We start from the raw sequence: 24,720 nt of genomic DNA, 5'->3' as shown, positions 1-24,720 counted from the left end.
TTTTCCTAATTCAATACATCGATATGTTTTACGGTACTTTCATCTGGCGCCACATTCAAAATTTGTAGCGCATCTTTCATTACTTGACCAAAGATCGGTGCCGCAACTTGACCAGCATAATACTCATCACCTTGCGGTTGGTTTACGATAGTAACAAGTGCGATTCGAGGGTTGCTTACTGGTGCTACCCCCGCAGTCACCGTCATGTATTCATCACTGTAACCACCACGAACCGCTTTTCGCGAAGTACCTGTTTTTGCTGCAACTCGATACCCAGGAACGGCAGCTCTTGTTGCTGTACCACCTGGTTGAGTTACGGTTTCCATCATCTCTAATACGGCTTTCGCATGTTGACGGTTAACGACTTGTTTACCCGGAGTTGGACCGGTTGTTTTCAAAATTGAAAGCGGTCTATATTCGCCATAAGCCCCTAACGTTGCATAAGCGTGTGCTAACTGAATTGGCGTAACAGAAAGACCATAGCCAAACGCTAACGTCGCAATTTCAAAATCAGACCAACGACGGCGATCAGGGAAAATACCCGTTGCCTCTCCAATTAGGTTTAAACCTGATGGATCTGCAAGGCCAACGGCAGCGTACTCGGCTAGCAACTCTTGCAAAGGCATTCCCAACGCTAAGTGCGCAACACCGATGTTACTTGATTTCTTCAAGATAGTAGTGAGATCGGCTTTACCAACTTTCGAGCTATCACGAACACGGCTGCCGCCAATACGCATGATGCCATTGCCGGTATCAATGACCGTATCTAAGTTCGCTGTTCCGCCATCTAAAGCGGCTAATACTACAAAAGGTTTTACCGTAGAGCCCGGTTCTAACGTATCGGTAATAACACGGTTACGCATTCTAAAGCTTTGTAACTGTTCACGATTATTCGGGTTGTAAGATGGTGCATTTACCATTGCAAGTACTTCACCCGTCTTAATATCGATCATAACAACTGAGCCAGACATTGCTCTAAAGTCAGATACCGCTTGTTTAATTGCACGATAAGCTATCGCTTGTAAACGCTGATCAATACTTAAGGTTAATGGCTTACCTTCTTGCTTCTCTTTTAGAGAAATATTTTCAACCACGCGACCATAGCGATCTTTACGTACGGTTCTACGACCCGGTTCACCTGTTAACCACCCATCGTAACTGCGCTCAACCCCTTCCAAACCATGGCTATCAATACCTGTTACACCAATAACATGCGCACTGATCTCACCACTTGGGTAATAACGACGTGATTCTGCTTTTAAGCCAATACCCGCTAATTTTAATTTACGAATATAAGCAGCAACAGCAGGAGATATTTGACGTTGAAGGTAAATAAAACGACGTTTTTTGTTGTTCTCAATCTTGGATAATAATTCTTTTCGTTTTAGTCCTAAGACATCAGCAAGCGCATACCAACGCTCAACTTCAACTAAACCACCTGCCTTATAAATTGCGACAGGATCAGCCCAAACCGCATCAACTGGAACACTTACAGCAAGCTGTTCATCATTACGATCTGAAATGATGCCACGAGCAGAAGGAAGGGCTTTAACACGAATAGAACGCATATCCCCTTGCTTAATAAGGTTATCAGGCTCAATCACTTGAATATAAGCTGCGCGGGCAATTAAGATTGCTAAAGCAAGAAAAACAAAGAAAACAATAACGCCAAAGCGCCACTGAATGAGAGTCGGCGGCGCTTTGGTTATGCGTTTATTATTTTTTTTTCTATTTGGTAATTTCATCGTAGTTTTATTATGACTTCTTTATCTGGCGCAGGGCGTTCCATATTCAGCTCCTCTACAGAGCGAGACTGAACTCGACTGTGCTCTGCAAGTGCACTTTCTTCTAAAATCAAATTACGCCATTCACCATCTAAAATATCTTTTTCAAGCAGCAAATTCTCTCTTTGCACTGCCATTTGACGAGTATTATGTGTTGCTAATACTACGCCTATAGCACTAATAAATATAAAGATTAATAGAATTGCATGAAGACGACCTACACCTAAAAGGTCTAGGCCAATCATCTTTGTTAAGCTAGATTGTGGAGGAGTTGATTGACTCATAAACGCTCAGCAATACGTAATACAGAGCTGCGAGAACGAACATTTACATCCACTTCGCTTTTCGTTGGTTTAATCGCTTTACCAACAGCCTTCATTTTCGCACTACCTAATTCTTTAATTTGATCTTCGGTTAATGGTAAACCATGAGGTACTTGAGGGCCTTTACTCTCTTTACGAATAAAATGCTTCACCATACGATCTTCAAGAGAGTGGAAACTGATCACTGATAAGCGTCCTTCTGGAGCGAGTACGTCTAATGCCCCTTTTAACGCAGTATCAATCTCATCTAATTCACTATTGATGTAAATTCGGAACGCTTGGAATGTACGTGTTGCAGGGTGTTTTTTCTCTTTGAAACTCTTAGGCGCAACCTCTGAGATCAATTTAGCTAATTGACTCGTACGTGTTAATGGTTCATTTTCTTCGTTTTCACGATAAGCAACGATGCCTTTAGCAATGCGCCATGCATGCTTGTCTTCGCCAAACTCACGAATAACCCATGTAATATCTTCAACATCTGCATCCAATAACCATTCAGATACTGGCATACCTGAAGTCGGGTCCATTCGCATATCTAAAGGGCCATCTTTCATAAAACTGAAGCCACGATCGGCATCATCTAATTGTGGTGATGACACCCCTAAATCCAACAATACACCATCAATTTTTCCAACAAGATCAAGCTCTTCAACATACTGTTTCAGGCCAGAGAAAGGTCCATGAATAATAGTAAACTTTGGATCCGTAATGGTTTTTGCTTCTGCGATTGCTTGAGGATCACGGTCAATACTGTACAAACGGCCATTCTCACCCAGTTTTGATAAGATTTGACGGCTATGGCCTCCACGACCAAACGTACCATCGATATAGATACCATCAGGCTTGATAGCTAAGCCATCAATTGATTCATGAAGAAGAACGGATACGTGTTGGAATTGTTCAGACATAGTGAGTATTTACTACCGTGATTATGAAATAAGCGACTGAATTTTAGTTAGAAGTGTAAACTAAAAATACAGAGATGTGTGTCAAATTAGTGATAATTCTAAACCAATGTTGCAGAAAGCACAAAGCCCACCATAACACTACCGAAATAGTACTATGGTGGGCTAAGTTAGGAGCCGACATATAAGCCGGGTTCTGTCCCGCTTGCGCGGTGGTAACCATTCGTCTAGGCCTGCAATCGCTCACAGGCTCAAGCAATCTACCCGCCCCCAAACACGAGCAATGCTATGTGAGGGCCTATTTGATCTTGCTCCGGGTGGAGTTTACCTTGCAACGCACTATTACTAGACGCCCGGTGCGCTCTTACCGCACCCTTTCACCCTTACCTGTGCTTACTTCCTATCCCGAAGAATAAAGAAGATTAAGCCATCGGCGGTTTTCTCTCTGCTGCACTTGTCGTAGGCTTGCGCCCCCCAGGCGTTACCTGGCACCCTGCTCTATGGAGCCCGGACTTTCCTCCCCTCCATCAGTCTCCCGAAGGACATCAATGAAGCAGCGATTACCGAGTCAGCTCCTGAGGCGAATGATATAAGAGTCAGTAATAACTTACCACCCCTTTTTCACAATTCTCTTAATCTAAATGCTCTAAACCCCATTTATACAGTGCATTTTTCTTCACACCGTGAATTTCAGCGGCCATTGCTGCTGCTTTTTTAAGCGGAAGTTCTTTTACAAGAATAGACACTGAGCGTGTTGCCTCAAATGGCAATTCATCTTTAACTTCACTTCTGAAGCCATGGATCAATAAAACCATCTCTCCACGCTTACGGTTATCGTCTTCTTTTATCCATTCAATTAGCTCACCTAATGGCGCGCCATAAATGGTTTCATAGGTTTTAGTTAGCTCACGAGCTAAAACTACTTGTCTTTCTGGCCCAAGAACCGTCAGCATATCTTCTAAAGAATCCATGATACGATGAGGAGATTCATAAAAAATACACGTACGTTCTGCTTGTGCTATTTCTTCAAACTTATCGCGGCGGCCTTTACTTTTGGGAGGCAAAAAGCCTTCAAAACTGAAACGGTCAGAAGGTAAACCTGCCGCTGACAGTGCCGTAATCACCGCACATGCACCAGGTAACGGCACAACATTGACGTTCGCTTGACGACAACGGTTCACTAAATGGTATCCTGGATCACTAATTAACGGCGTTCCCGCATCTGAGACAAGTGCAATAGATTGACCTTGTTGTAATTTACTGATCAACAAGTCTGCTTTATGCTGTTCGTTATGATCATGTAGCGCAAATGTTTGACTAGAAATACCAAAGTGAGACAATAACTTGCCTGTATGGCGAGTATCTTCAGCGGCAATTAAGTCAACGGATTTTAACACTTCTAAAGCACGTTGCGTTATGTCGCCTAAATTACCGATTGGGGTAGGAACAATGTACAAAGTTGCAGTCTCTACCACAGATAAATTGTGTTCTGTCATTTGTTTACTATCTCTTCTGCGATTAATATAGGGAATATAGATAGACACCACTATAATCAAAATAATATTTTAGCTGTTCGGGTGATTCGCATCCATAGTAAAAACAGCCCTTTTAAGTAGGACCAGTATATTACCCATGGCAAATATGACCCTTAGAAAGAACAGTGTAACACGCCTGATTGCTCCTGTAGCCCTTGCTCTAACATTAGCAGCTTGTTCGAGTTCACCAAAAGCACCTGAGCGTCTTGATATTACTCAAGCGCCAGTGGAAACCAGCTCTGCTTATATTTTAAAAGCCGATCAACAACAAGGCACTCTTCAGGCCGATTTTTTAATCATGGCTTTAAAAGCATCTGTACAAGAACAAAATTTTGCACTTGCAACTAACCTATTAACACGACTTAAAGGTTTGCAATTATCACCAACTCAAACGGCCGAAATGCAGCTTAACCATGCAAAAATGCTAAAATCACAAAATAAATTTGATGAGGCTCTGCAAGTTCTTAATTTCGAAGCTTGGTGGCAAATTGAAGACAGCCAATGGGTTGAATACTACCAATTACGTTATGAGCTTCACCTATTTAATGGTGACAACCTCAATGCAGCAAGAGAATTAATTTCCCTTAATGCCTATACACCTGAAGACCAAAAACAACAACTTTGGTCTCAAGTATGGACAAGTATTTCTTCACTAAACAGTGCGAATCTTCAAAGCATTCAATTGGATGAAAGTGAAACCAACTTGCACGGTTGGGTACAATTAGTGACCTACTTAGATACACTAAAGCACTCGCCAGCACGCCTTCAAGAAGCCTTGAATGAATGGCTTCAAGCAAATCCGACTCACCCAGCAGCAACTTACACCCCACAAGAAGTGCTTGATATTCTAGCCCTTGAAATTATTCGTCCTGATAACGTTGCTTTACTATTACCTCTAAGTGGCCGCTTTGGACCACAAGCAATACGCGTTCGTGATGGCTTTATAAATGGCATGATGGAAGATAAAGAACGTGGTGAATTTACTAAATTTAAAGTAATTGATACAGGATCGACTTCTATGGAAGAGATCATGGCGACGTTAACTCAAGAAGATATCCAATTTGTGGTTGGCCCTCTTCTTCGTAGTAAAATTGAAGAATTCCAATCATTAAATGAAACAAATATCGCTCAATTAGCGCTAAACATTCCAACAGAAGTAAATCCTGAGGAAAACAGCTGTTACTTTACGCTTTCTCCAGAACAAGAAGCAGAACAAGCTGCTATCCACTTATTTGAACAAGGACATAAACACCCCTTATTTCTTGCCCCACAAGGCACAATGGGTGAGCGTTTAAGCCAAGCCTTCAGTGATAAATGGTATCAATTAACGGCTAAGAAACCATCAATTAGCTATTTTGGTAAAAAGTCGCAATTACAACAAAAAGTAAACAGTGTGTTTGGTATTGAAAGCAGCCAAGCTCGTATCTATCAAATGAACGCACTGGCTAAGATGGAGTTGGAATCACAACCTCGTAGCCGTCGTGATATTGATGCGGTTTACATGGTCGCAAAAAGCAGTGAGTTAGTGCTTCTAAAGCCTTTCATCGATGTTGCGATTAACCCGGGGATTACACCACCTAAACTATATGCAAGCTCACGCAGTAACAGCGGCCGTCAAACTAAGCTTGTCGAAATCAAAGGCATTGAATTTAGTGATATTCCATTACTGATAAAAGAAGACCATAAATTCAAAGCACAATACGATGAACTATGGCCAAAAAGCAGTAATGGTGAAACACGTCTTCATGCTTTAGGTATGGATGCTTATCAATTAATCGCTGAGCTACCACAAATGAAAGCGGTCGATAACTACCATATGCAAGGCAAAACGGGTGAACTCAGTATTAACCAACAGTGTGTTATTCAACGAGAAATGAGCTGGGCTATTCATGGAGAAGAAACAGAATAAGCGCGCTAAGGGTGAATATTATGAGTTGATGGCTAAACGTTATTTAGAACAACATCAACTCATCTTCATTCAACGCAATTTCCACTCTAAAACTGGAGAGCTCGATCTCATCATGCGAGATCGAGACACTTTCGTATTTGTAGAAGTAAAATATCGCACCACTTCAAATTACGGTTCTGCGCAAGAAATGGTAACATGGCAGAAACAGCGCAAATTACAACGAACCGCTCTCTTTTGGCTCATGAAAAATGGGCTCTCTGTTGAACATACATCTTTTAGATTTGATGTAGTTGCTATCCACTCACAAGGTCAGGAAATCAACTGGATCAAAAATGCAATTGTTGAAGGGTAAACAATGCTAGAAAACATTAAAGAAAGCTTTACCGAAAGCATCCAAATCCAAATCGCAGCAGCGGAAGCGCTTCCTGATCACATAATGCATGCCTCTCAAGCCATGGTAGCAACCTTATTAAATGGCAACAAAATTTTATGCTGTGGTAATGGTGGGTCTGCTTCTAATGCTCAACAGTTTGCTTCATGCTTATTAAACCGTTTTGAAACTGAGCGTCCAAGTTTACCAGCAATGGCACTAACGGCTGATACTTCAACGCTGACAGCAATTGCAAATGACTACAATTATGACGAGATTTTCTCTAAACAAGTAAGAGCTCTAGGCCAACCTGGAGACATATTGCTTGCTATCTCTACCAGCGGGAATAGTCAGGACATTCTAAAAGCAATGGAAGCTGCGGTAAGCCGTGATATGACCATCATTGCGTTAACTGGCATGGATGGCGGTGTGATGGCTGGTCTACTAGGTGAATCTGATGTTGAAATTAGAATTCCGTCTCACCGTGTCGCACGCATTCAAGAAGTTCATCTTTTAACCTTGCATTGTATTTGTGATTTGGTTGACCAGGTTCTTTTCCCACAGCATTCTGAGTAAAAATATGAAGTTAATTAAATTAAGCGCATTGATCCTTTCTGCTGTCTTACTTCAAGGTTGCGCAGGTTTATTCATTGCAGGAGCGGCAACCACAGCTTCAGTCGTGACAGATAATAGAACAATGAAAGAACAATTAACGGATAAGAATATTTCGTTAGAAGCCACAGGCTTAGCCAACAAAGCTCCTTATCAATATAATATGCGAGTCAGTGCGGTAACCTATAACGGAAAAATCCTTTTAATGGGGCAAGCAAAAAATAACCAACTTAATCAAGGGTTTGAAAAACAAATTAAAAGCTTAAATGGTGTTAATACCGTTTATAATCAAATCCGTGTTCGTCCTTTATTAACGTTTACTCAAATAAATAATGATAGCTGGATAACCACAAAAGTGAAATCTTCGCTTCTCGCAAAATCAGAGTTAAATGGAGTAAAGATCAGTGTTTTCACTGAAGCTCAAGAAGTCTTTCTTGTTGGATTTGTGACTGAAGAACAGGGAAATATTGCAGCTGAAGTCGCTCGTAATATCAAAGGGGTTAAAGAGGTAATTAAAGCCTTTGAATACGGCCAAGGTGGCAGTGTAGAAAAAGAATGATACCAATGTAACTAAGTTAGATAGTTAATTGAATTGGTATAACTCTTATATCAATTCACAAAAAAGCCTGCAATCTATGCAGGCTTTTTTTTATTTGAAGCTGTAGTGGAAATTATTTAACCACTCGTAAGCTTGGACGACCCGTTGGACGTGGTGGCTCAGGCTTATCATCAGACGATGAATCTTCTTCTGAAGTAGATACTAGATCTTCTTCAAAGATACCCTCTTCTGAGCTTAATTCGTACGCTTCTTCTGGTTCAAACATAGTTCCTGCGCCGTTTTCACGAGCGTAAATAGCTTGAATCGCATAGAGAGGTAAAATTAGCGAGTGAGGACGACCACCAAAGCGAGCATTAAATGTCACCGCTTCATTACCCATTTCTAAGTTACCAACAGAGTGTGGTGCTACGTTTAAAACGATCTGACCATCTTGAACAAACTCTTCTGGAACTCGTACACCATTCATTGTTGCATCAACAACAAGATGTGGTGTTAACTCGTTATCTACAATCCATTCATAAAATGCACGTAACAAGTATGGGCGACGGGGCATCATTGAGCTAATATCCATTAGTTCGTTAGACGCAGTTCACGCTCAGCTTCAGTTAATGAAGCTAGGAATGAATCACGTTCAAATACACGGTTCATGTAGATCTTAAGTTCTTTAGCACCAGGGCCTGATAATTCAATACCCATAGATGGTAAACGCCATAATAACGGAGCTAAGTAACAATCTACTAAGCTAAACTCATCACTCATGAAGTATGTGTATTCAGCGAAGATTGGACCTAACATTAGAAGGTCATTACGCAGTTTTGCGCGTGCTGCTTCAGATTCTTCAAAAGATCCTTTCGCAACTTTCTCTGCTAATGAATACCAGTTAGTTTCAACACGGTGCATCATTAGACGGCTGTTACCACGAGCAACAGGGTAAACAGGCATCAATGGCGGATGAGGGAAACGCTCATCTAAATATTCCATGATGATATTAGAGTTGTATAAAGCAAGCTCACGATCAACAAGTGTTGGTACAGTTTTGTAAGGGTTTAATTCTACAAGTTCTGCTGGTAAGTTGGATGGATCAACCAATTCAACTTCAACACTTACTCCTTTCTCAGCCAGTACGATGCGTACTTGGTGACTGTACATGTCAGAAGCGTCTGAAAAAAGCGTCATTACTGAGCGTTTGTTGGCAGCAACAGCCATTGAGCCCTCCGGTATTTATCTAGGAGCAAAAAGCACCGAATTTAGGTGCCTGTCAGCTATCTATTTAGTATGAAATAGTAGTGACACAAAAACAATGGAGGCTAAGCCTCCATTGCGTACAATTAACGATCTAGAATATCATGATTAGTGGACATCGCGCCAATATTCTTTCTTAAGCAAGTAAGAAACAAAAGCAAATATCACTAAAAAGCCCATAACCCACCAACCTAAGCGATGACGCTCAAGTTGAACAGGGTCACCTGAATACTCTAAAAAGTTAACCAAATCACGAACGGCTGCATCATATTCACCTGAACTTAATTCGCCGGTACCATCAGATTCAACACCAACAACGACTTTATGCTCCACACCATCAACCATGGTTGTCTCATAAATCGGAGTTGTAACACCTTGAAGTTCCTGTAATACATGAGGCATACCAACACTTGGGAATACCATATTGTTCACACCAAATGGACGCGTTGGATCGGCATAGAATGTACGTAAGTAAGTGTATAACCAATCAGTACCACGTACACGAGCAACCAGTGTTAAGTCTGGTGGCGGCGCACCGAACCAATTCGCTGCTTGTTTTTCAGGAATCGCATTTTCCATCAAATCACCAATTTTGGCGTTTGGATCAAAAACAAGATTATCCATCATAAGATCAACCGGAATACCTAGATCTTCAGCAACACGGCCATAACGTTGATACTGAGTTGAATGACAACCAGCACAGTAGTTCATGAATAATTTCGCACCATTTTGTAGCGATGCTTGATCACGAATGTCGTTATTCGCACTATCTAGTGGAACCTTTGCACCTGCCGCCATTGCCATTGATGGCAACAAAGCAAAAAGTACTAAAATCAACTTTCTCATTTGAATGTTACCCTCTCTGGCAGTGGTTTCGTCGCTTCGTTTTTACTATATACAAACAGCAGAACGAAGAACATAAAGTAAGTCAGACTGAAAATTTGTGCTAATAACGTATAAGTAGGCGTCGCAGGTAATGCACCAAGAACACCAAGAGCAATAAAGCTAACAGTAAACTGTGCAATATTCAGTAAATGCAATTTACTACGGTAACGGTATGAACGAACTTTACAACGGTCGAACCAAGGAAGAAGGAATAGCACAACAATCGATGCACCCATAGCGACAACGCCTAATAACTTATCAGGAACCGCACGCAAGATTGCATAGAATGGCGTGAAATACCAAACGGGAGCAATGTGTTCAGGAGTTTTCAATGGGTTTGCCGCTTCAAAGTTAGGCGGCTCAAGGAAGTATCCACCCATTTCAGGGTTAAAGAACAACACATAACAGAAGAAGAATAAGAAACCAGCTACACCAATCATATCTTTTACCGTTCCGTATGGATGGAAAGGCACCGAGTCAATAATGTTATATTTGCTCGTATAGTATTCATGGAATTTAAATTGTGTTTTATGCTCACCCTTGTCATCTTTTGCTTTTGGTATTTTCAACTCAATACCATCAGGGTTATTAGAACCCACTTCATGCAGAGCGAGTACATGTAATACTACTAATAGCAATAATACAATTGGGAGAGCAATAACGTGAAGCGCAAAGAAACGGTTCAGTGTCGCACCAGAGATCACGTAATCACCACGGATCCACAATGTTAAATCATCACCAATAACAGGAATTGCACCAAACAGTGAAATGATAACCTGAGCGCCCCAGTAAGACATTTGTCCCCATGGAAGTAAGTATCCCATGAACGCTTCAGCCATTAACACTAAGAAGATCAGCATACCAAATAGCCATAGCAATTCACGAGGCTTCTGATAAGAACCGTAAATTAAGCCACGGAACATGTGCAGATAAATAACAACAAAAAAGGCTGATGCACCTGTAGAGTGCATATAGCGAAGTAGCCAACCATAATCAACATCACGCATGATGTATTCAACAGAGGCAAATGCACCCTCACCAGAAGGAACATAGTTCATTGTTAGCCAGATACCAGTAACGATCTGGTTAACTAAAACCAACATAGCTAATGAGCCAAAGAAATACCAAAAGTTAAAGTTTTTTGGCATTGGGTATTCAGATAAATGCTTTTTATACGCATTCATCGCAGGTAGACGTTTTTCTACCCAATCGAGTAACGGTTGCATTAGGCTTCCCCTCCTTCATCAACCCCAACTAGGATACGCGTATCACTAAGGTACATATGTTTAGGAACCACTAGGTTCAATGGCGCAGGCACCCCTTGGAATACTCGACCAGCCATATCAAATTTAGAGCCATGGCACGGACAGAAGAAACCAGAGTTAACCCCTTCAACTTGTTCACTAAAACTGTCAGGTAAATAGGTAGGTGAACAGCCAAGGTGAGTACAAATACCAACGGCTAAAAATATTTCAGGCTTAATCGAACGATATGCATTCTGAGCGTACACAGGTTGCTGCTCTTCGCCTGAAGATGGGTCTCGAAGTTGACCATCGATTTCAGTCAATGATTGTAAAAGTGCCTCTGAACGGCGTACAACCCATACAGGTTTACCTCGCCACTCAACACGAACCATCTGCCCATCCTCGAGCTTACTGATATCGACTTCAACCGGTGCACCTGCAGCTTTCGCTCTTGCACTCGGATTCCAAGATTTAATAAAAGGTACGGCCACCGCCACAGCTCCTAAACCACCAACAACCGCAGTTGTTGCTGTTAAGAAACGGCGTCGACCATTACTCACTGGCGCATTGCTCATCCAACTTTCTCCCATGTGCTCTTTATGTAGTTTTTATTATGTCCATACATTGTCGAGCTACGGCTAACTTCAATGGTGTGATACAACAGGATTTAGATGTTATAAATTCTTAAAATAACCATAGAATTTGTTCATATATTATTATGCTGTTGTTTTTACCCATAAATGATAAAGAAAACCTTACTTTTTGACAAGGTAAAGCTACTTTTTTGCAACATTTGTGAAGTAGGTAGACTTTTTATAATGAGAAGGGAGAAAAGATAAGAAAAGTAGAAGGAATTCAAGCTGTGAAGAGTATTTCACCTCACAAAAACAACAAAAGCCCAGCATAAATGCTGAGCTTTTGAACACAATATCCAAGTGGCTCTGAAAACAAAGCCACTGGTAAGCGTAATATTAACGCTTAGAGAATTGTGGTTTACGACGTGCTTTACGTAGACCAACTTTCTTACGCTCAACGCAACGAGCGTCACGCGTAACATAGCCAGCTGCACGTAGTGCAGGACGTAGTGATTCATCGTATTGCATAAGAGCGCGTGTGATACCGTGACGGATCGCACCAGCTTGACCAGAAATACCACCACCAGAAACAGTGATGAATAGGTCTAGTTTATCAGTCATTTCAACTAGCTCTAGAGGTTGGTTAACAACCATACGTGCTGTTGGACGACCGAAGTAAACTTCAAGGCTACGCTTGTTGATTACGATGTTGCCAGTACCCGGTTTGATAAAAACACGAGCTGCTGAGCTTTTACGGCGACCAGTGCCGTAGTATTGATTCTCTGCCATTGCCATAATCCCCGATTAAATGTCTAGTACTTGTGGTTGTTGAGCAGTGTGGTTATGCTCAGCGCCAGCGTAAACTTTAAGTTTACGGTACATAGCACGACCAAGAGGACCACGTGGAAGCATACCTTTAACAGCTAATTCAATAACCATTTCAGGTTTACGATCGATCAGTTTCTCGAAAGAAATAGATTTTAGACCGCCAGGGAATTCAGTGTGACGGTAGTAGATTTTACCAGCCGCTTTATTACCTGTTACGCGTACTTTCTCTGCGTTGATAACGATGATGTAATCACCAGTATCTACGTGAGGAGTGTATTCTGCTTTATGCTTGCCACGTAGGCGAGATGCGATTTCAGTTGCGATACGACCAAGAGTTTTACCTTCAGCGTCTACAACATACCAGTCACGCTTTACAGCGGCTGGTTTAGCAACGAAAGTTTTCATGCTAATGATACCCGTTATTAAATAATTTCACTGATTAGGAGCTTTCGCTCCCACTGTATATTTTTGAGCCCAGTCATCACCCCTTCGAGTGGTTGGCACTCTTGGCAATTACGCCAGTACAGTAACGGTGGGTCGGAGGATTATAGTGAAGCGTGAAGAAAAAATCACCTTTTTTTTGAAGATATTTCACATATTATGAAAAAACAGCAAAAAAAATGAAATTTGACTCTCATCACACCAAATCTCCGCTATAAATTATAAAAATATAGGAGGTAATGATTAAGATAAATGTTCTTTTGCTAAGTATTCGTGGCTTTGCATTTCAACTAGACGAGACTGACAACGTTTAAATTCAAACGTTAAGCGCCCTTTTTCATAAATAGCAGCTAAATCAACTTCTGCTGAGATGATCAATTTGACGTTTCGTTCATAAAACTCATCAACCATGGCAATAAAGCGACGAGCAGCATCATCATTAAGCTCCCCCATGATTTTTACATTAGACAACAAAACCGTGTGATATAAACGCGAAAGCTCAATGTAATCATGCTGGCTACGTGCACTCTCACACAGTGATTCAAAATCAAAATGAACCACACCATCTCCTTCCGCTTTTACTTCTAGTTGCCGATGATTTATCTCAATGGTTTTTGCCTTGTATTCGCTTTCTGAGGTCAGCTTGTCAAAATACATTTTCATGTTATTTTCCGCTTTCGCATCTAATGGAAAATGAAAAATTTCAGCTTGCTCTAACGTTCTTAATCGATAATCAATGCCACTGTCGACATTAACAATGTCACAATGCGCCTCTATTAATGCAATAGCAGGAAGAAAACGTGCTCGCTGCAAGCCATTACGATACAGGTTATGTGGTTCAATATTTGATGTTGCGACTAAAGCAATCCCACGCTCAAATAAAGCTTCTAATAAAGTAGCCAGAATCATTGCATCTGTTATATCTGAGACAAAAAACTCATCAAAACAAATAATGTCTGTCTCTTGTTTGAATTTATCAGCAACAATAAGTAAAGGATCAGACTGTTGTTTTAGTTCACCCAGTTCATCATGCACTCGTTGCATAAAACGATGAAAATGAACACGCATTTTTCTTTCTGTAGGTAATGCATCATAAAAGGTATCGACTAAATAAGTTTTACCACGGCCTACTCCGCCCCAAAAATAAAGTCCTTTTTCAGGCACGAGTTTTTGTGGCTCGTCTTTTTTAAAAAATCGTTTCCAAGACTTTTTTATTGGTATTTGAGGAACTTTTAATTCTAAAAACCGTCGATATAAATCATCAAGATGTTCTACAGCATTTTGTTGAGCGCTATCATGCATAAACCCCTCTTGATTGAGGTCTTGCTGATATTTTTCTAATGGTGTCATCACTTTTAATCTTTTCTTTTGTTGATTGACTCCCTTCATAGTAGCATGTTCTCAACTCACACTATGAGTGGGCTAACTCACAGTTATACCAATCTAAATATGCAGTTAATAAGATTAGTATTAAGTCGACCCATATTAATAAAAACGGTAAGGAGTACTTCATGGCGTGGACATACGCTTTAATTGGCTTAGCTATTGGTATCACCATTGGCTTTATGATTTCTCGTTTTACAGTTCCTAGCATCAAAGATCAAAAATCATTAAAACAAGATTTAGAAAAATCTAAGTATGAGTTGGAACAGTACCGTCAAGAATTGGTGGACCATTTCGCGACAAGTGCCACCATGCTAGAAGCATTAGCAAAAGATTTTAATAAAATGTATGACCACATGGCGTCAACATCTAAAGAATTAATGCCAAACTTGCCAGAGCAAGATAATCCATTCTCAGCTCGCTTGGATGAGATGACTCTTTCACCAGAGTTAAATAAAAAAGTGGCTCATGTAAAAGATGAAATTAATAGCCCACCAAAAGACTATGCGAATGGTGCAAGTGGCTTATTGAAAGATGAACCACTTAGCGATGTAAGCGCAAAAAAAGAAGATAAAATCGCTTAAAATTTGCATTTACTATGAACTTTTATAAAGGCTTTTGAGTCGAATAAGTACACTTTGTTTAACTAAGAGTACATTATCGATGAAAAAGCCTTTGCTTGTTTTAGGTGCTTTAACTTTAAGCATCAGTGCAATTCTTACCCCTATTCAATCTCAAGCGGCCTTACCCCTTGCGGTCAACTCTCAGCAACTGCCTAGCCTTGCACCTATGCTGGAAAAAATCACACCAGCAGTAGTCAGTATCTCCGTGTCAGGGACTCAAGTATCAAAACAACATATACCTGAGCAGTTTCGTTTCTTTTTAGGGCCAGACTACCCTGCTGAACAAGTTCAAGAGCGACCATTTAGAGGTCTTGGTTCTGGTGTCATCGTTGATGCTAAAAAAGGCTATATCGTAACGAACCATCACGTTATCAACAGTGCGAAAGAAATCCTTGTTCAATTGCATGACGGTCGTGAATACACTGCTGAATTGATTGGCAGCGATGAAATGTCCGATATTGCTTTATTAAAGCTAGAAGAAGCCAAAAACCTAACTCAAATCCAATTAGCTGATTCTGATAATCTACGAGTTGGAGACTTTAGTGTCGCAATAGGCAATCCATTTGGTTTAGGACAAACTGTGACCTCAGGCATTGTTTCAGCCCTTGGCCGTAGTGGATTAAATCTCGATAACTTTGAAAACTTTATTCAAACCGATGCGGCAATCAACAGCGGTAACTCCGGTGGCGCACTGGTGAATTTGAATGGTGAACTTATTGGTATTAATACGGCCATTTTAGGACCAAATGGCGGTAACGTAGGTATCGGTTTTGCTATCCCATCCAATATGGTTCGTAATTTATCAGAGCAAATTCTAGAATTTGGCCATGTAAAACGCGGCATACTTGGCGTTCAAGGTGGAGAGCTTACTGCTGAACTGGCAGAAGCGTTTGATTACGACACCAATCACGGAGCCTTTGTTAGTCAAGTGATACCAGATAGCGCAGCAGATAAAGCGGGAATTAAAGCTGGTGATATTCTTATATCGATTAACGGTAAAAAAATTCAAACCTTTGGTGAATTACGCGCTAAAGTCGCCACTCTAGGTGCGGGTAAAAAAGTGACCTTAGGGCTAATCCGTGATGGAAAAGAAAAAACCGTCACAGCGACACTGAAAGAAGCGGAACAAGTAAAAGCGAAAGCCGAAAAACTGCATGATGGCTTAAAAGGCGCCGAACTAGAAAATACATCCCATTCAGATCCTGTTAAAGGCGTGAAAATTAGCAGTATTCAAAAGGGATCTATGGCTCAACGTTATGGTTTACAAAAAGGAGATATCATTATTGGTATTAACCGAAGCCGCGTGACTAATTTACAGCACTTTAGAAAGCTATTAGAAGATAAACCATCGGTACTTGCTCTTAATATTCAGCGTGGAGAACAAACGCTTTACCTTGTGATTAAATAATTAAAGCCTAATAAAGAGAATAAGTGTTCAGGTGAGCGCTTATTCTCACATCTACTTTTTTTAAACGTTCAATGTTATCCTAGCCCACTATTTTATGATTCTTAAAGGTTAGGAAGGCAATGCTTTCATTCTTATTGCGCTCAGCTATTATCGGAACAGCGACAGCTGCCGTTCTGCTATTTGCATTCCCTAATCTTCGCTCATCCATTACGACAGAGCAACTTCAAACAAACCAAGCCCCACAGCAAATAAGTAATCAAATCTCATTTAATTATGCAGTTCGTCGAGCGGCACCTGCGGTTGTGAATATTTATAGCCGAAAATACAATAATGAAGACCGCCTTCGTTTAGACACAGAAGGTTTAGGCTCTGGCGTTATTATAAGTGATAAAGGTTATATAATTACAAACTATCATGTGGTTGCCGATGCTGATCAAGTGATTGTAGCTCTGCAAGATGGCCGCTTATTTAACTCTCAGTTAATTGGTAAAGATAAGCGTACTGATTTAGCCGTATTACAAATTAAAGATACTAACCTTCCTGTTATCCCATTAAACCCAAACTATCAAGCCGATATTGGTGATGTCGTTCTTGCTATCGGTAACCCTTATAACTTAGGTCAAACCACCACGTTTGGTATTATTTCAGCAACTGGTCGCGCAGCATTAAGCTCTGATGGAACACAAGGTTTAATCCAAACCGATGCCGCAATTAACAGAGGCAACTCAGGTGGCGCTCTAGTGAATACACGGGGAGAGTTAGTTGGTATTAATACCGCCTCTTTCCAGCAGGCAACAGAGCTTGAAACCTATGGAATTTCATTTGCTATTCCTTATGCTCTGGCTGATAAAATCATGCGCCGCTTAATTGCAGATGGACAAGTTATTCGTGGTTATATAGGCATTGATGGCCGAGATATCAACCCGGCAATGGCTCGCTTAATGAATGCAGATAACATTAATGGTATTTTAGTTTTAGGCGTTGCGCCAAATAGCCCGGCAGAAAAAGCTGGGATCATAACTCAAGATATTATTACGAGCATTGATGGAAAAAGTGTCATTAATCGACAAAATGTTACGGATATTGTGACCGAATTACGCCCAGAAACTGAAGTTGATGTTGATGTTATTCGTAAGGGCAAAGCGAAAACGATTAAAGTTACCATTGCAGAAGATCCTTCAAACTGATCAACTCCAATACTATCGAGATAAAAAAATAGCGCATTCACCATGCGCTATTTTTTTATTGAAAAACAACTAAAGATTATTCACTCTCTTCAGTTACGGTGCACTCACCATTAATATCAATGCGAGTCACTCGTTGCAGACCTCTTGGTAATAAGCTACCACGACGACCACGCTCACCACGGAAGTTATCTAAATCCGTAGGTTTCAACCCTAACTTACGCTTGCCCGCATACAGGGTAATAGTTGCACCTTGAGGCAGTGGTAATAAGTGAGACAAGAACTCTTCACGAGACTTCGAACGCGCTGCCGGAATATTGATGATCTTATTCCCTTTGCCTTTACCTAGTTGCGGTAAATCTTTAATAGGGAACAGAAGCATTCGGCCTTCATTGGTAATCGCTAAAATTTCATCATTATCTAAATCAGAAACCGCTTCCGGGTTCATCACTAACGAGTTTTCAGGAAGCGTCAATAACGTCTTACCATTCTTATTCTTCGATAGTAAATCACTTCCCTTACAAACAAAGCCATAACCCGCATCAGAACTAATTAACCATGCTTGATCTTCTTCACCCATAACAACATGAGTAATTTGACTGCCTGCCGTTATATTCAATCGACCTGTAATTGGCTCACCTTGGCTTCTTGCTGAAGGTAAAGTATGCGATTCTAATGCATAACTTCGACCATTACTCCCCATAAAGACCGCTGGTGCATTACTCTTTCCACGCGCATGAGCTAGATATTTATCACCCGACTTATAGTTTAAGGTTGTTGGGTCAACTTCATGCCCTTTCGCATGACGGATCCAACCTTTATCAGAAAGAACAACCGTAATCGTTTCGCTTGGAATTAAATCACGCTCTGTTAATGCCTTCGCTTCTTCACGCTCAACTAATGGAGAACGACGATCATCACCAAACTTCTCTGCATCCGCTAAGATTTCTTTCTTAATTAACGTATTTAGACGACGCTCAGAACCTAATAACTTCTCAATTTGATCTCGTTCTTTCGCTAACTCATCTTGCTCACCACGGATCTTAATCTCTTCCAGTTTTGCTAACTGGCGAAGTTTAATTTCTAAAATGGCTTCTGCTTGAATTTCAGTTAAATCAAAGCGCGTCATTAGCTCGTGTTTTGGATCATCTTCAGTACGAATGATTTCGATAACTTCATCGATATTCAAATACGCAGCCAATAGACCATCTAAAATATGCAAACGAGCTAAGATTTTATCAAGACGATGCTGTAAACGTTTACGAACGGTCGTGCGACGGAATTCAATCCACTCATTAAGAATGCTAACTAAGCCTTTAACTTGTGGGCGTAAGTCCAAACCAATCATATTTAGGTTCACACGGAAGCTTTTTTCAAGATCCGTAGAAGCAAATAGATGATTCATTAACGGTTCAGCTTCAATACGATTTGAGCGTGGAACAATCACGATACGAGTCGGGTTCTCATGATCTGACTCATCGCGAAGATCGTCTACCATTGGTAGTTTCTTCGCTCGCATTTGGCTTGCAATTTGTTCTAATAACTTACTGCCTGACACTTGGTGTGGTAATGCAGTAATAACGATATCACTACCTTCTTTATGCCACACTGCACGCATTTTAATGCTGCCACGACCAGTACGGTAGATCTTCTTAATATCAGTATGATATGAAATAATTTCAGCTTCAGTTGGATAATCAGGACCCTGAATGAAATCCATAACTTGATCTAAATCTGCTTTTGGATTATCCAATAAATGCACCGTCGCATTCGCAACTTCACGCACATTATGAGGAGGAATATCCGTAGCCATGCCAACCGCAATACCCATGATGCCATTCAGCAATATGTGAGGAAGACGAGCAGGTAAAATCTTAGGCTCCTTCATCGTACCATCAAAGTTTGGCTGCCATTCAACCGTACCTTGGCTTATCTCACCAAGTAATACATCAGCAAACTTCGATAATTTTGATTCGGTATAACGCATTGCGGCGAACGATTTCGGATCATCCGGCGCACCCCAGTTACCCTGACCATCTACTAATGGGTAGCGGTAAGAGAAAGGCTGAGCCATTAGTACCATCGCTTCATAACAAGCAGAGTCACCATGTGGGTGGTATTTACCTAATACATCACCAACCGTACGTGCCGACTTTTTATATTTTGCATTCGCAGATAAACCAAGCTCTGACATCGCATAAATAATACGACGTTGAACCGGTTTCAGACCGTCACCAATATAAGGTAACGCGCGATCCATGATTACGTACATGGAGTAATTTAGATAAGCGTCTTCTGTAAACTTGCGCAGCGGCAGCTGTTCAACACCTTCCAAGGACATTTCTGAACTCATATCTTATACCTCTGCCTGATCGCCGTTAGATTGTAGCCAAGCACGACGATCGTCTGCACGTTTTTTTCCTAAAAGCATATCCATCATTTCATTGGTCTTTTCATCGTCATCAATGGTTAATTGCACCAAGCGACGAGTGTTTGGATCCATCGTTGTTTCACGAAGTTGAAGTGGGTTCATCTCACCCAATCCTTTAAATCGTTGCACGTTTATTTTTGCGCGTTTATTGCTTAAACGATCTAACACGCCTTCTTTTTCTGCTTCATCAAGGGCATAAAAGACCTCTTTACCACAGTCAATACGATACAGTGGCGGCATGGCTACATAAACGTGTCCAGCACGAACTAAAGAAGAGAAGTGCTTCAGATATAGCGCACATAGCAGAGTCGCAATGTGAAGACCATCTGAATCGGCATCGGCAAGGATACATACTTTACCGTAACGTAAGCCTGATAAATCATCTGAGTCAGGGTCAATGCCTAACGCAACAGAAATATTGTGAACTTCTTGAGAGGCTAATACTTGGTCAGCTGATACTTCCCACGTATTTAGAATTTTACCACGCAGTGGCATTACCGCTTGAAATTCACGATCACGCGCTTGTTTCGCAGAACCACCCGCCGAATCCCCTTCCACTAAGAAAAGTTCGGTACGAGCTAAATCTTGAATTGAACAGTCTGTCAATTTACCAGGCAATGTAGGGCCTGATGCAATCTTCTTACGAACGACTTTCTTAGCTGCTCGCATACGACGGTGTGCATTGGCAATACAAGCTTCGGCAATCAGTTCTGCTATTTGTGGTTTTTCATTCAACCATAAGCTGAATGCGTCTTTCACAACACCAGAAACAAATGCAGCACATTGACGTGAAGATAAACGCTCTTTGGTTTGGCCTGCAAACTGAGGATCTTGCATTTTAACCGACAAAACGTAAGCACAACGATCCCAAATATCATCTGCAGTTAATTTAACACCACGTGGTAATAAGTTTCGGAACTCACAGAATTCACGCATTGCATCTAAAAGACCTTGGCGCATGCCATTGACGTGCGTACCACCTTGAGCGGTAGGGATAAGGTTTACATAGCTTTCAGAAACAAGTTCTCCGCCTTCAGGCAACCAAGTTACGGCCCAATCAGCGGCTTCGCCTTTACCTAAGAATGCGCCAGTAAATGGGTCTTCAGGCAATAATGTATAACCACTAACGCCCTCTAATAGATAATCTTTAAGACCATCTTCATAGCACCATCTATGCTCTTTATCGTTTACTTTGTCTTTAAAAATAATCTCTAAGCCTGGGCATAATACGGCTTTAGCTTTTAGATTATTAATCAGACGGCTAACCGAGAATTTTGCCGAATCAAAATAGCTTGTATCAGGCCAAAAATGAACACTGGTACCGCGATTACGGCGACCACAAGTGCCCGTTACCGTTAAGTCCGATACTTTTTCACCGTGTTCAAACGCAATTTCATATATTTGACCATCACGACGGACAGTAACTTCGACGCGTTTTGAAAGGGCGTTTACGACAGAGATACCAACCCCATGCAAGCCGCCTGAGAATTCGTAGTTTTTACCTGAGAATTTACCACCTGCGTGTAACTTACATAAAATAAGTTCAACGCCTGATATTTTTTCTACTGGATGGATATCAACAGGCATACCACGCCCATCATCAATAACTTCAAGTGATTGATCGGCATGTAAAATTACTTCAACTTTTTTCGCGTGTCCGGCTAACGCTTCATCAACACTGTTATCAATAACTTCTTGGCCCAAATGGTTTGGGCGAACAGTGTCGGTATACATACCAGGACGGCGACGAACGGGCTCAAGGCCATTTAGAACCTCAATGGCTCCTGCATTATATTGTTCAGTCATATCTCGGAAGGCTTCTTAAAATTTGTCACATAGTCTGAAAGGGAGAGAGGAAAGTCAAGCAAACGCCCCTATTCCACTCTAAATATGTGGCTTTGTATTAAAGATTGTATAGATACTGTGTCTCTATCGTAGAGAAACGGTAACTATAAATTTAGAAATTGAATAATTTGTTCAGGGTAACGCTCAAAATCAACAAAACTGTGGTCGCCGTCTTTTTCTATTGTTTGCTTACAGGCTGAATATTTGTCTACCGCTTGTCGATAATCAAGCACTTCATCGCCTTCTTGCTGTAATAACCACAAAGAGCTCGGGGTATCAATCAAATCAACACGCAATGAAAAGAGTTCTTTCATGTGTTTTTCTTCAAGGAAGTACTCTTCTTGTGTATACGGGTTCACTTGAGTTCCTAAATAATCCTCAAGCAACTCATAAGGCTTCACGGCTGGATTAACTAACACCGCTTTTAATCCATAGCGATGGTTTAACCATGTTGATAAATACCCACCTAGCGAACTGCCAACTAAACCTATTTGGTAGTCAGTTTGGTACTTTTCGACCAGTTGAGTTAAATACTGAGCAGCTTCTTTTGGATAAGAAGGTAATCGAGGTGTTATCACTTTAATGTCTGGACGTTGCGCTTCACAATAACGAGTCATGACTTGCGCTTTATGGGATAACGGTGAGCTGTTAAACCCATGAATATATAAGAGTAAGCTTGGCTTTTTCACTTAATAGCCTCCAGCATTACTGTCAGCAGAAAAATCACAATTCTCTAAACGGTGTACTTGCGTCTCAATTCTTCCATCAGGCAGTAAATCCAACGTTCTCCAGCCTGGTGCTTGTGAGTCTAAGGCAAAATCATCTGAATCTGGAAGAAATTGTACACACGTTGAAGGCGTTGCAAGTAAACGGGCACCATTAACAATACGGTCAAGTTCTTGGTGAATATGGCCACATACAATGCCACTGACATTGTCATGCTGACCAACGACACTCCAAAATTCATCATTGTCTTTTAACTGATGCTGATCAAGCCATGCGCTACCCGCAGGCAGTGGATGATGATGCAATAGCACTAAGGAATGACGGTCTGGATTTTGGGATAACACGCTATCAAGTAAAGCTAATTGCTCTTTTGATAATGCCCCATGAGGCACGCCTACCACTTGGCTATCCAGAATAATTAGTTGCCAGTGCTGACCTATAAATAAATGCTCACAAGCTTGGATTTGAGAGGATGGCAGTACTCCCCCCATACTAGGTTTATAGTCATGATTACCTGGTAACCAATAACATGGCTTTACTAATGGCTTAATTCCATCAACAAAATGTTGATATGACGACACGGTATGATCTTGAGAGATGTCACCCGTTGCAATAATCGCATCAAAATTTGGCGTACGCTGTTGCACCTGTTCAACAACAGTTTGAAAACTTTTTAATGTAGGTACACCAAGAAGCGCCCCATCTTCAGGCGCAAACAAATGCGTATCTGTTATCTGTAACAACCGAATTGGGCCGTTTTCGTTATTTAGTAATGTTTCCGAGAGCAAAATAGCTACAACCTTTTAATTCTTTTCTAAAAAAATGGGCTCTTGGCTTATCCCATTTTTCAAACAAAACGTTAGCCAGTCACTTAAAAACTGGTTTAATTGATGCTTTTCATCTTTTTGAAGCATCTTCCCATTTGGGTAATCGTATTTCGCTTTAATGTAGGCAAGTTGTTGGCTCGCGCACACCTCTGCAACTCTCGCATCATGATAAAGCCTTACTGTTAACTTCGGAAGTGGATAAATTGGTTTCTCATCTATCTGATAAACTTCAACTAATGTTGTATATACTGTCACTTCTAAAACTTTGATCTGATACTGTTGTTGACAAACTTGATAACGAGTTAGTGCACCTATTTTTTCATTCTTTGGTAAAAGTGACACCAATTTAGCGTAATTAGTTTCATATACTCTCATCAAGCTTGCTAAATCTACATGGTATTTACGCATGTTATTGCGCATTCCACTGTGATCGTAAGCGCGAAACATTTAATTCTAACCACTGAAGCGCAATAATTGAGGCAGCATTCTCAATTATGCCACGAGTCACTAATGTGTAAGCCTCTTCTCGGGTCACAACATGAACCCGAATGTCTTCATTTTCTTCTTCTAAGCCATGAATACCAACCGCTTTAGAGGCATCAACACAACCGACAAACACATCTAGTTGCTCTGTGCAGCCACCAGAAGAAGGATAAAAATGAGAGATTTTCTCTAAATGAGAAACGTCAATACCGGCTTCTTCGTTGGCTTCTCGAATAGCTACCTGCTCTGCGGTTTGATCTTTATCTATCATTCCAGCGACTATCTCATACTGCCAAGGAGAATCAGACTCTAGTGCACCAACTCGAATTTGCTCTATTAACACGACACTATCGCTTACCGGATCATAAGGCAGTAACGCTACAGCGTGTCCGCGCTCAAATAACTCTCTTTCGATTACCTCGCTCCAACCACCCTGAAATAGTTGATGTCGAAAGCTCACTTTTGTCATTTTGAAAAAGCCATTATAGAGCGATGCTTTCGACAAAATATCAACATCACCTGAAGTAAATTGGCTTTCTAATCGTATTTTTGATGATGAATTCATTCTGCTCTCCGCATTTTGTGGCTCAGTTTTATC

Annotated in this window: 25 protein-coding genes and 1 other RNA gene; 7 read left to right on the top strand and 19 right to left on the bottom strand. The window is 41.0% G+C overall.

From position 1 onward, the window contains the following. Positions 1 to 5: 5 nt before the first annotated feature. From PVK71_RS05270 to rsmI, 5 genes are all read right to left on the bottom strand, one after another. The gene (locus tag PVK71_RS05270) at positions 6 to 1,745 is read right to left on the bottom strand and encodes a penicillin-binding transpeptidase domain-containing protein (RefSeq protein WP_274419446.1); all 1,740 of its coding nucleotides are present in this window, start codon (positions 1,743 to 1,745) and stop codon (positions 6 to 8) included. Further along, a complete protein-coding gene (ftsL, locus tag PVK71_RS05265) occupies positions 1,742 to 2,068 on the bottom strand; it encodes a cell division protein FtsL (RefSeq protein WP_130047132.1) in 327 nt (108 codons plus the stop codon). Before ftsL ends, PVK71_RS05270 begins: the two co-directional genes overlap by 4 nt. Next, complete coding sequence (gene rsmH / locus PVK71_RS05260; protein ID WP_274419445.1) at positions 2,065 to 3,015, bottom strand: 16S rRNA (cytosine(1402)-N(4))-methyltransferase RsmH; 951 nt, start codon at positions 3,013 to 3,015, stop codon at positions 2,065 to 2,067. Before rsmH ends, ftsL begins: the two co-directional genes overlap by 4 nt. A 166-nt stretch (positions 3,016 to 3,181) precedes the next feature. Then, positions 3,182 to 3,588, bottom strand: an RNA gene (gene rnpB / locus PVK71_RS05255) — RNase P RNA component class A. 56 nt (positions 3,589 to 3,644) lie between these two features. Then, positions 3,645 to 4,508, bottom strand: coding sequence for a 16S rRNA (cytidine(1402)-2'-O)-methyltransferase (gene rsmI, locus PVK71_RS05250; RefSeq protein WP_165371217.1), 864 nt, complete (start codon positions 4,506 to 4,508; stop codon positions 3,645 to 3,647). Between the two features lie 136 nt (positions 4,509 to 4,644). Between rsmI and PVK71_RS05245 the strand changes: the two genes are divergently transcribed. From PVK71_RS05245 to PVK71_RS05230, 4 genes are read left to right on the top strand one after another with little or no spacing between them, the layout of a single operon-like run. Further along, on the top strand, positions 4,645 to 6,456 hold the full coding sequence (locus PVK71_RS05245) for a penicillin-binding protein activator (protein WP_274419444.1): 1,812 nt from the start codon (positions 4,645 to 4,647) through the stop codon (positions 6,454 to 6,456). Next, positions 6,437 to 6,808: a YraN family protein gene (locus tag PVK71_RS05240; RefSeq protein WP_130043961.1), complete on the top strand. Its 372-nt coding sequence runs from the start codon at positions 6,437 to 6,439 to the stop codon at positions 6,806 to 6,808. Before PVK71_RS05245 ends, PVK71_RS05240 begins: the two co-directional genes overlap by 20 nt. 3 nt (positions 6,809 to 6,811) lie before the next feature. Then, a complete protein-coding gene (locus tag PVK71_RS05235) occupies positions 6,812 to 7,402 on the top strand; it encodes a phosphoheptose isomerase (protein WP_130043960.1) in 591 nt (196 codons plus the stop codon). 4 nt (positions 7,403 to 7,406) lie between these two features. After that, on the top strand, positions 7,407 to 7,997 hold the full coding sequence (locus PVK71_RS05230; RefSeq protein WP_274419443.1) for a BON domain-containing protein: 591 nt from the start codon (positions 7,407 to 7,409) through the stop codon (positions 7,995 to 7,997). Between the two features lie 112 nt (positions 7,998 to 8,109). On the opposite strand, the gene sspB is transcribed toward PVK71_RS05230, so the two are convergent. The 8 genes from sspB to zapE all read right to left on the bottom strand — a co-directional run bounded on the left by sspB (position 8,110) and on the right by zapE (position 14,562). Further along, positions 8,110 to 8,568: a ClpXP protease specificity-enhancing factor gene (sspB, locus tag PVK71_RS05225; RefSeq protein WP_130087774.1), complete on the bottom strand. Its 459-nt coding sequence runs from the start codon at positions 8,566 to 8,568 to the stop codon at positions 8,110 to 8,112. After that, positions 8,568 to 9,203 carry a stringent starvation protein SspA gene (sspA, locus tag PVK71_RS05220; RefSeq protein ID WP_130043957.1) on the bottom strand — a complete coding sequence of 212 codons (636 nt, stop codon included), beginning with the start codon at positions 9,201 to 9,203 and terminating at the stop codon, positions 8,568 to 8,570. Before sspA ends, sspB begins: the two co-directional genes overlap by 1 nt. Positions 9,204 to 9,347: 144 nt before the next feature. Beyond that, positions 9,348 to 10,085 (bottom strand): cytochrome c1, encoded by a 738-nt coding sequence (locus tag PVK71_RS05215; protein ID WP_130043956.1) that lies wholly within the window; start codon positions 10,083 to 10,085, stop codon positions 9,348 to 9,350. Next, on the bottom strand, positions 10,082 to 11,350 hold the full coding sequence (locus tag PVK71_RS05210) for a cytochrome b (RefSeq protein WP_130043955.1): 1,269 nt from the start codon (positions 11,348 to 11,350) through the stop codon (positions 10,082 to 10,084). The genes PVK71_RS05215 and PVK71_RS05210 overlap by 4 nt, the downstream gene beginning before the upstream one ends. Further along, complete coding sequence (gene petA / locus PVK71_RS05205) at positions 11,350 to 11,943, bottom strand: ubiquinol-cytochrome c reductase iron-sulfur subunit (protein WP_130043954.1); 594 nt, start codon at positions 11,941 to 11,943, stop codon at positions 11,350 to 11,352. Before petA ends, PVK71_RS05210 begins: the two co-directional genes overlap by 1 nt. Positions 11,944 to 12,339: 396 nt before the next feature. Further along, complete coding sequence (gene rpsI / locus PVK71_RS05200) at positions 12,340 to 12,732, bottom strand: 30S ribosomal protein S9 (RefSeq protein WP_060994077.1); 393 nt, start codon at positions 12,730 to 12,732, stop codon at positions 12,340 to 12,342. 15 nt (positions 12,733 to 12,747) lie between these two features. Further along, positions 12,748 to 13,176 carry a 50S ribosomal protein L13 gene (gene rplM / locus PVK71_RS05195; protein WP_130043953.1) on the bottom strand — a complete coding sequence of 143 codons (429 nt, stop codon included), beginning with the start codon at positions 13,174 to 13,176 and terminating at the stop codon, positions 12,748 to 12,750. A gap of 279 nt (positions 13,177 to 13,455) precedes the next feature. Continuing rightward, on the bottom strand, positions 13,456 to 14,562 hold the full coding sequence (gene zapE, locus PVK71_RS05190; RefSeq protein ID WP_274419482.1) for a cell division protein ZapE: 1,107 nt from the start codon (positions 14,560 to 14,562) through the stop codon (positions 13,456 to 13,458). Positions 14,563 to 14,723: 161 nt separating this feature from the next. Here zapE and zapG point away from each other — a divergent pair, with 161 nt between their 5' ends. The 3 genes from zapG (at position 14,724) to degS (ending at position 17,813) form a co-directional block, all read left to right on the top strand. Continuing rightward, the gene (gene zapG / locus PVK71_RS05185; RefSeq protein WP_274419442.1) at positions 14,724 to 15,179 is read left to right on the top strand and encodes a Z-ring associated protein ZapG; all 456 of its coding nucleotides are present in this window, start codon (positions 14,724 to 14,726) and stop codon (positions 15,177 to 15,179) included. A gap of 79 nt (positions 15,180 to 15,258) precedes the next feature. Then, on the top strand, positions 15,259 to 16,626 hold the full coding sequence (locus tag PVK71_RS05180) for a Do family serine endopeptidase (protein WP_274419441.1): 1,368 nt from the start codon (positions 15,259 to 15,261) through the stop codon (positions 16,624 to 16,626). A gap of 119 nt (positions 16,627 to 16,745) precedes the next feature. Next, positions 16,746 to 17,813 carry an outer membrane-stress sensor serine endopeptidase DegS gene (degS, locus tag PVK71_RS05175; protein ID WP_274419440.1) on the top strand — a complete coding sequence of 356 codons (1,068 nt, stop codon included), beginning with the start codon at positions 16,746 to 16,748 and terminating at the stop codon, positions 17,811 to 17,813. A 76-nt stretch (positions 17,814 to 17,889) separates the two neighbouring features. On the opposite strand, the gene parC is transcribed toward degS, so the two are convergent. The 6 genes from parC to nudF all read right to left on the bottom strand — a co-directional run bounded on the left by parC (position 17,890) and on the right by nudF (position 24,687). Continuing rightward, positions 17,890 to 20,163: a DNA topoisomerase IV subunit A gene (gene parC, locus PVK71_RS05170; RefSeq protein WP_274419439.1), complete on the bottom strand. Its 2,274-nt coding sequence runs from the start codon at positions 20,161 to 20,163 to the stop codon at positions 17,890 to 17,892. Positions 20,164 to 20,166: 3 nt separating this feature from the next. Further along, complete coding sequence (parE, locus tag PVK71_RS05165) at positions 20,167 to 22,047, bottom strand: DNA topoisomerase IV subunit B (protein WP_274419438.1); 1,881 nt, start codon at positions 22,045 to 22,047, stop codon at positions 20,167 to 20,169. A gap of 143 nt (positions 22,048 to 22,190) precedes the next feature. Beyond that, on the bottom strand, positions 22,191 to 22,775 hold the full coding sequence (gene yqiA / locus PVK71_RS05160) for an esterase YqiA (RefSeq protein ID WP_130047143.1): 585 nt from the start codon (positions 22,773 to 22,775) through the stop codon (positions 22,191 to 22,193). Then, positions 22,776 to 23,600, bottom strand: a complete 825-nt coding sequence (gene cpdA, locus PVK71_RS05155) for a 3',5'-cyclic-AMP phosphodiesterase (protein ID WP_130047144.1) — start codon at positions 23,598 to 23,600, stop codon at positions 22,776 to 22,778. A 15-nt stretch (positions 23,601 to 23,615) separates the two neighbouring features. Then, positions 23,616 to 24,047, bottom strand: a complete 432-nt coding sequence (locus PVK71_RS05150) for a DUF1249 family protein (RefSeq protein ID WP_165366821.1) — start codon at positions 24,045 to 24,047, stop codon at positions 23,616 to 23,618. Position 24,048: 1 nt separating this feature from the next. Further along, complete coding sequence (nudF, locus tag PVK71_RS05145) at positions 24,049 to 24,687, bottom strand: ADP-ribose diphosphatase (protein WP_274419437.1); 639 nt, start codon at positions 24,685 to 24,687, stop codon at positions 24,049 to 24,051. Between the last annotated feature and the right edge of the window lie 33 nt (positions 24,688 to 24,720).

Source organism: Aliivibrio sp. S4MY1, assembly GCF_028765545.1.
Classification (GTDB): domain Bacteria; phylum Pseudomonadota; class Gammaproteobacteria; order Enterobacterales; family Vibrionaceae; genus Aliivibrio.
The sequence above is the reverse complement of the archived record's forward strand: the minus strand, read 5'-3'. Positions and strand labels throughout refer to the sequence as shown.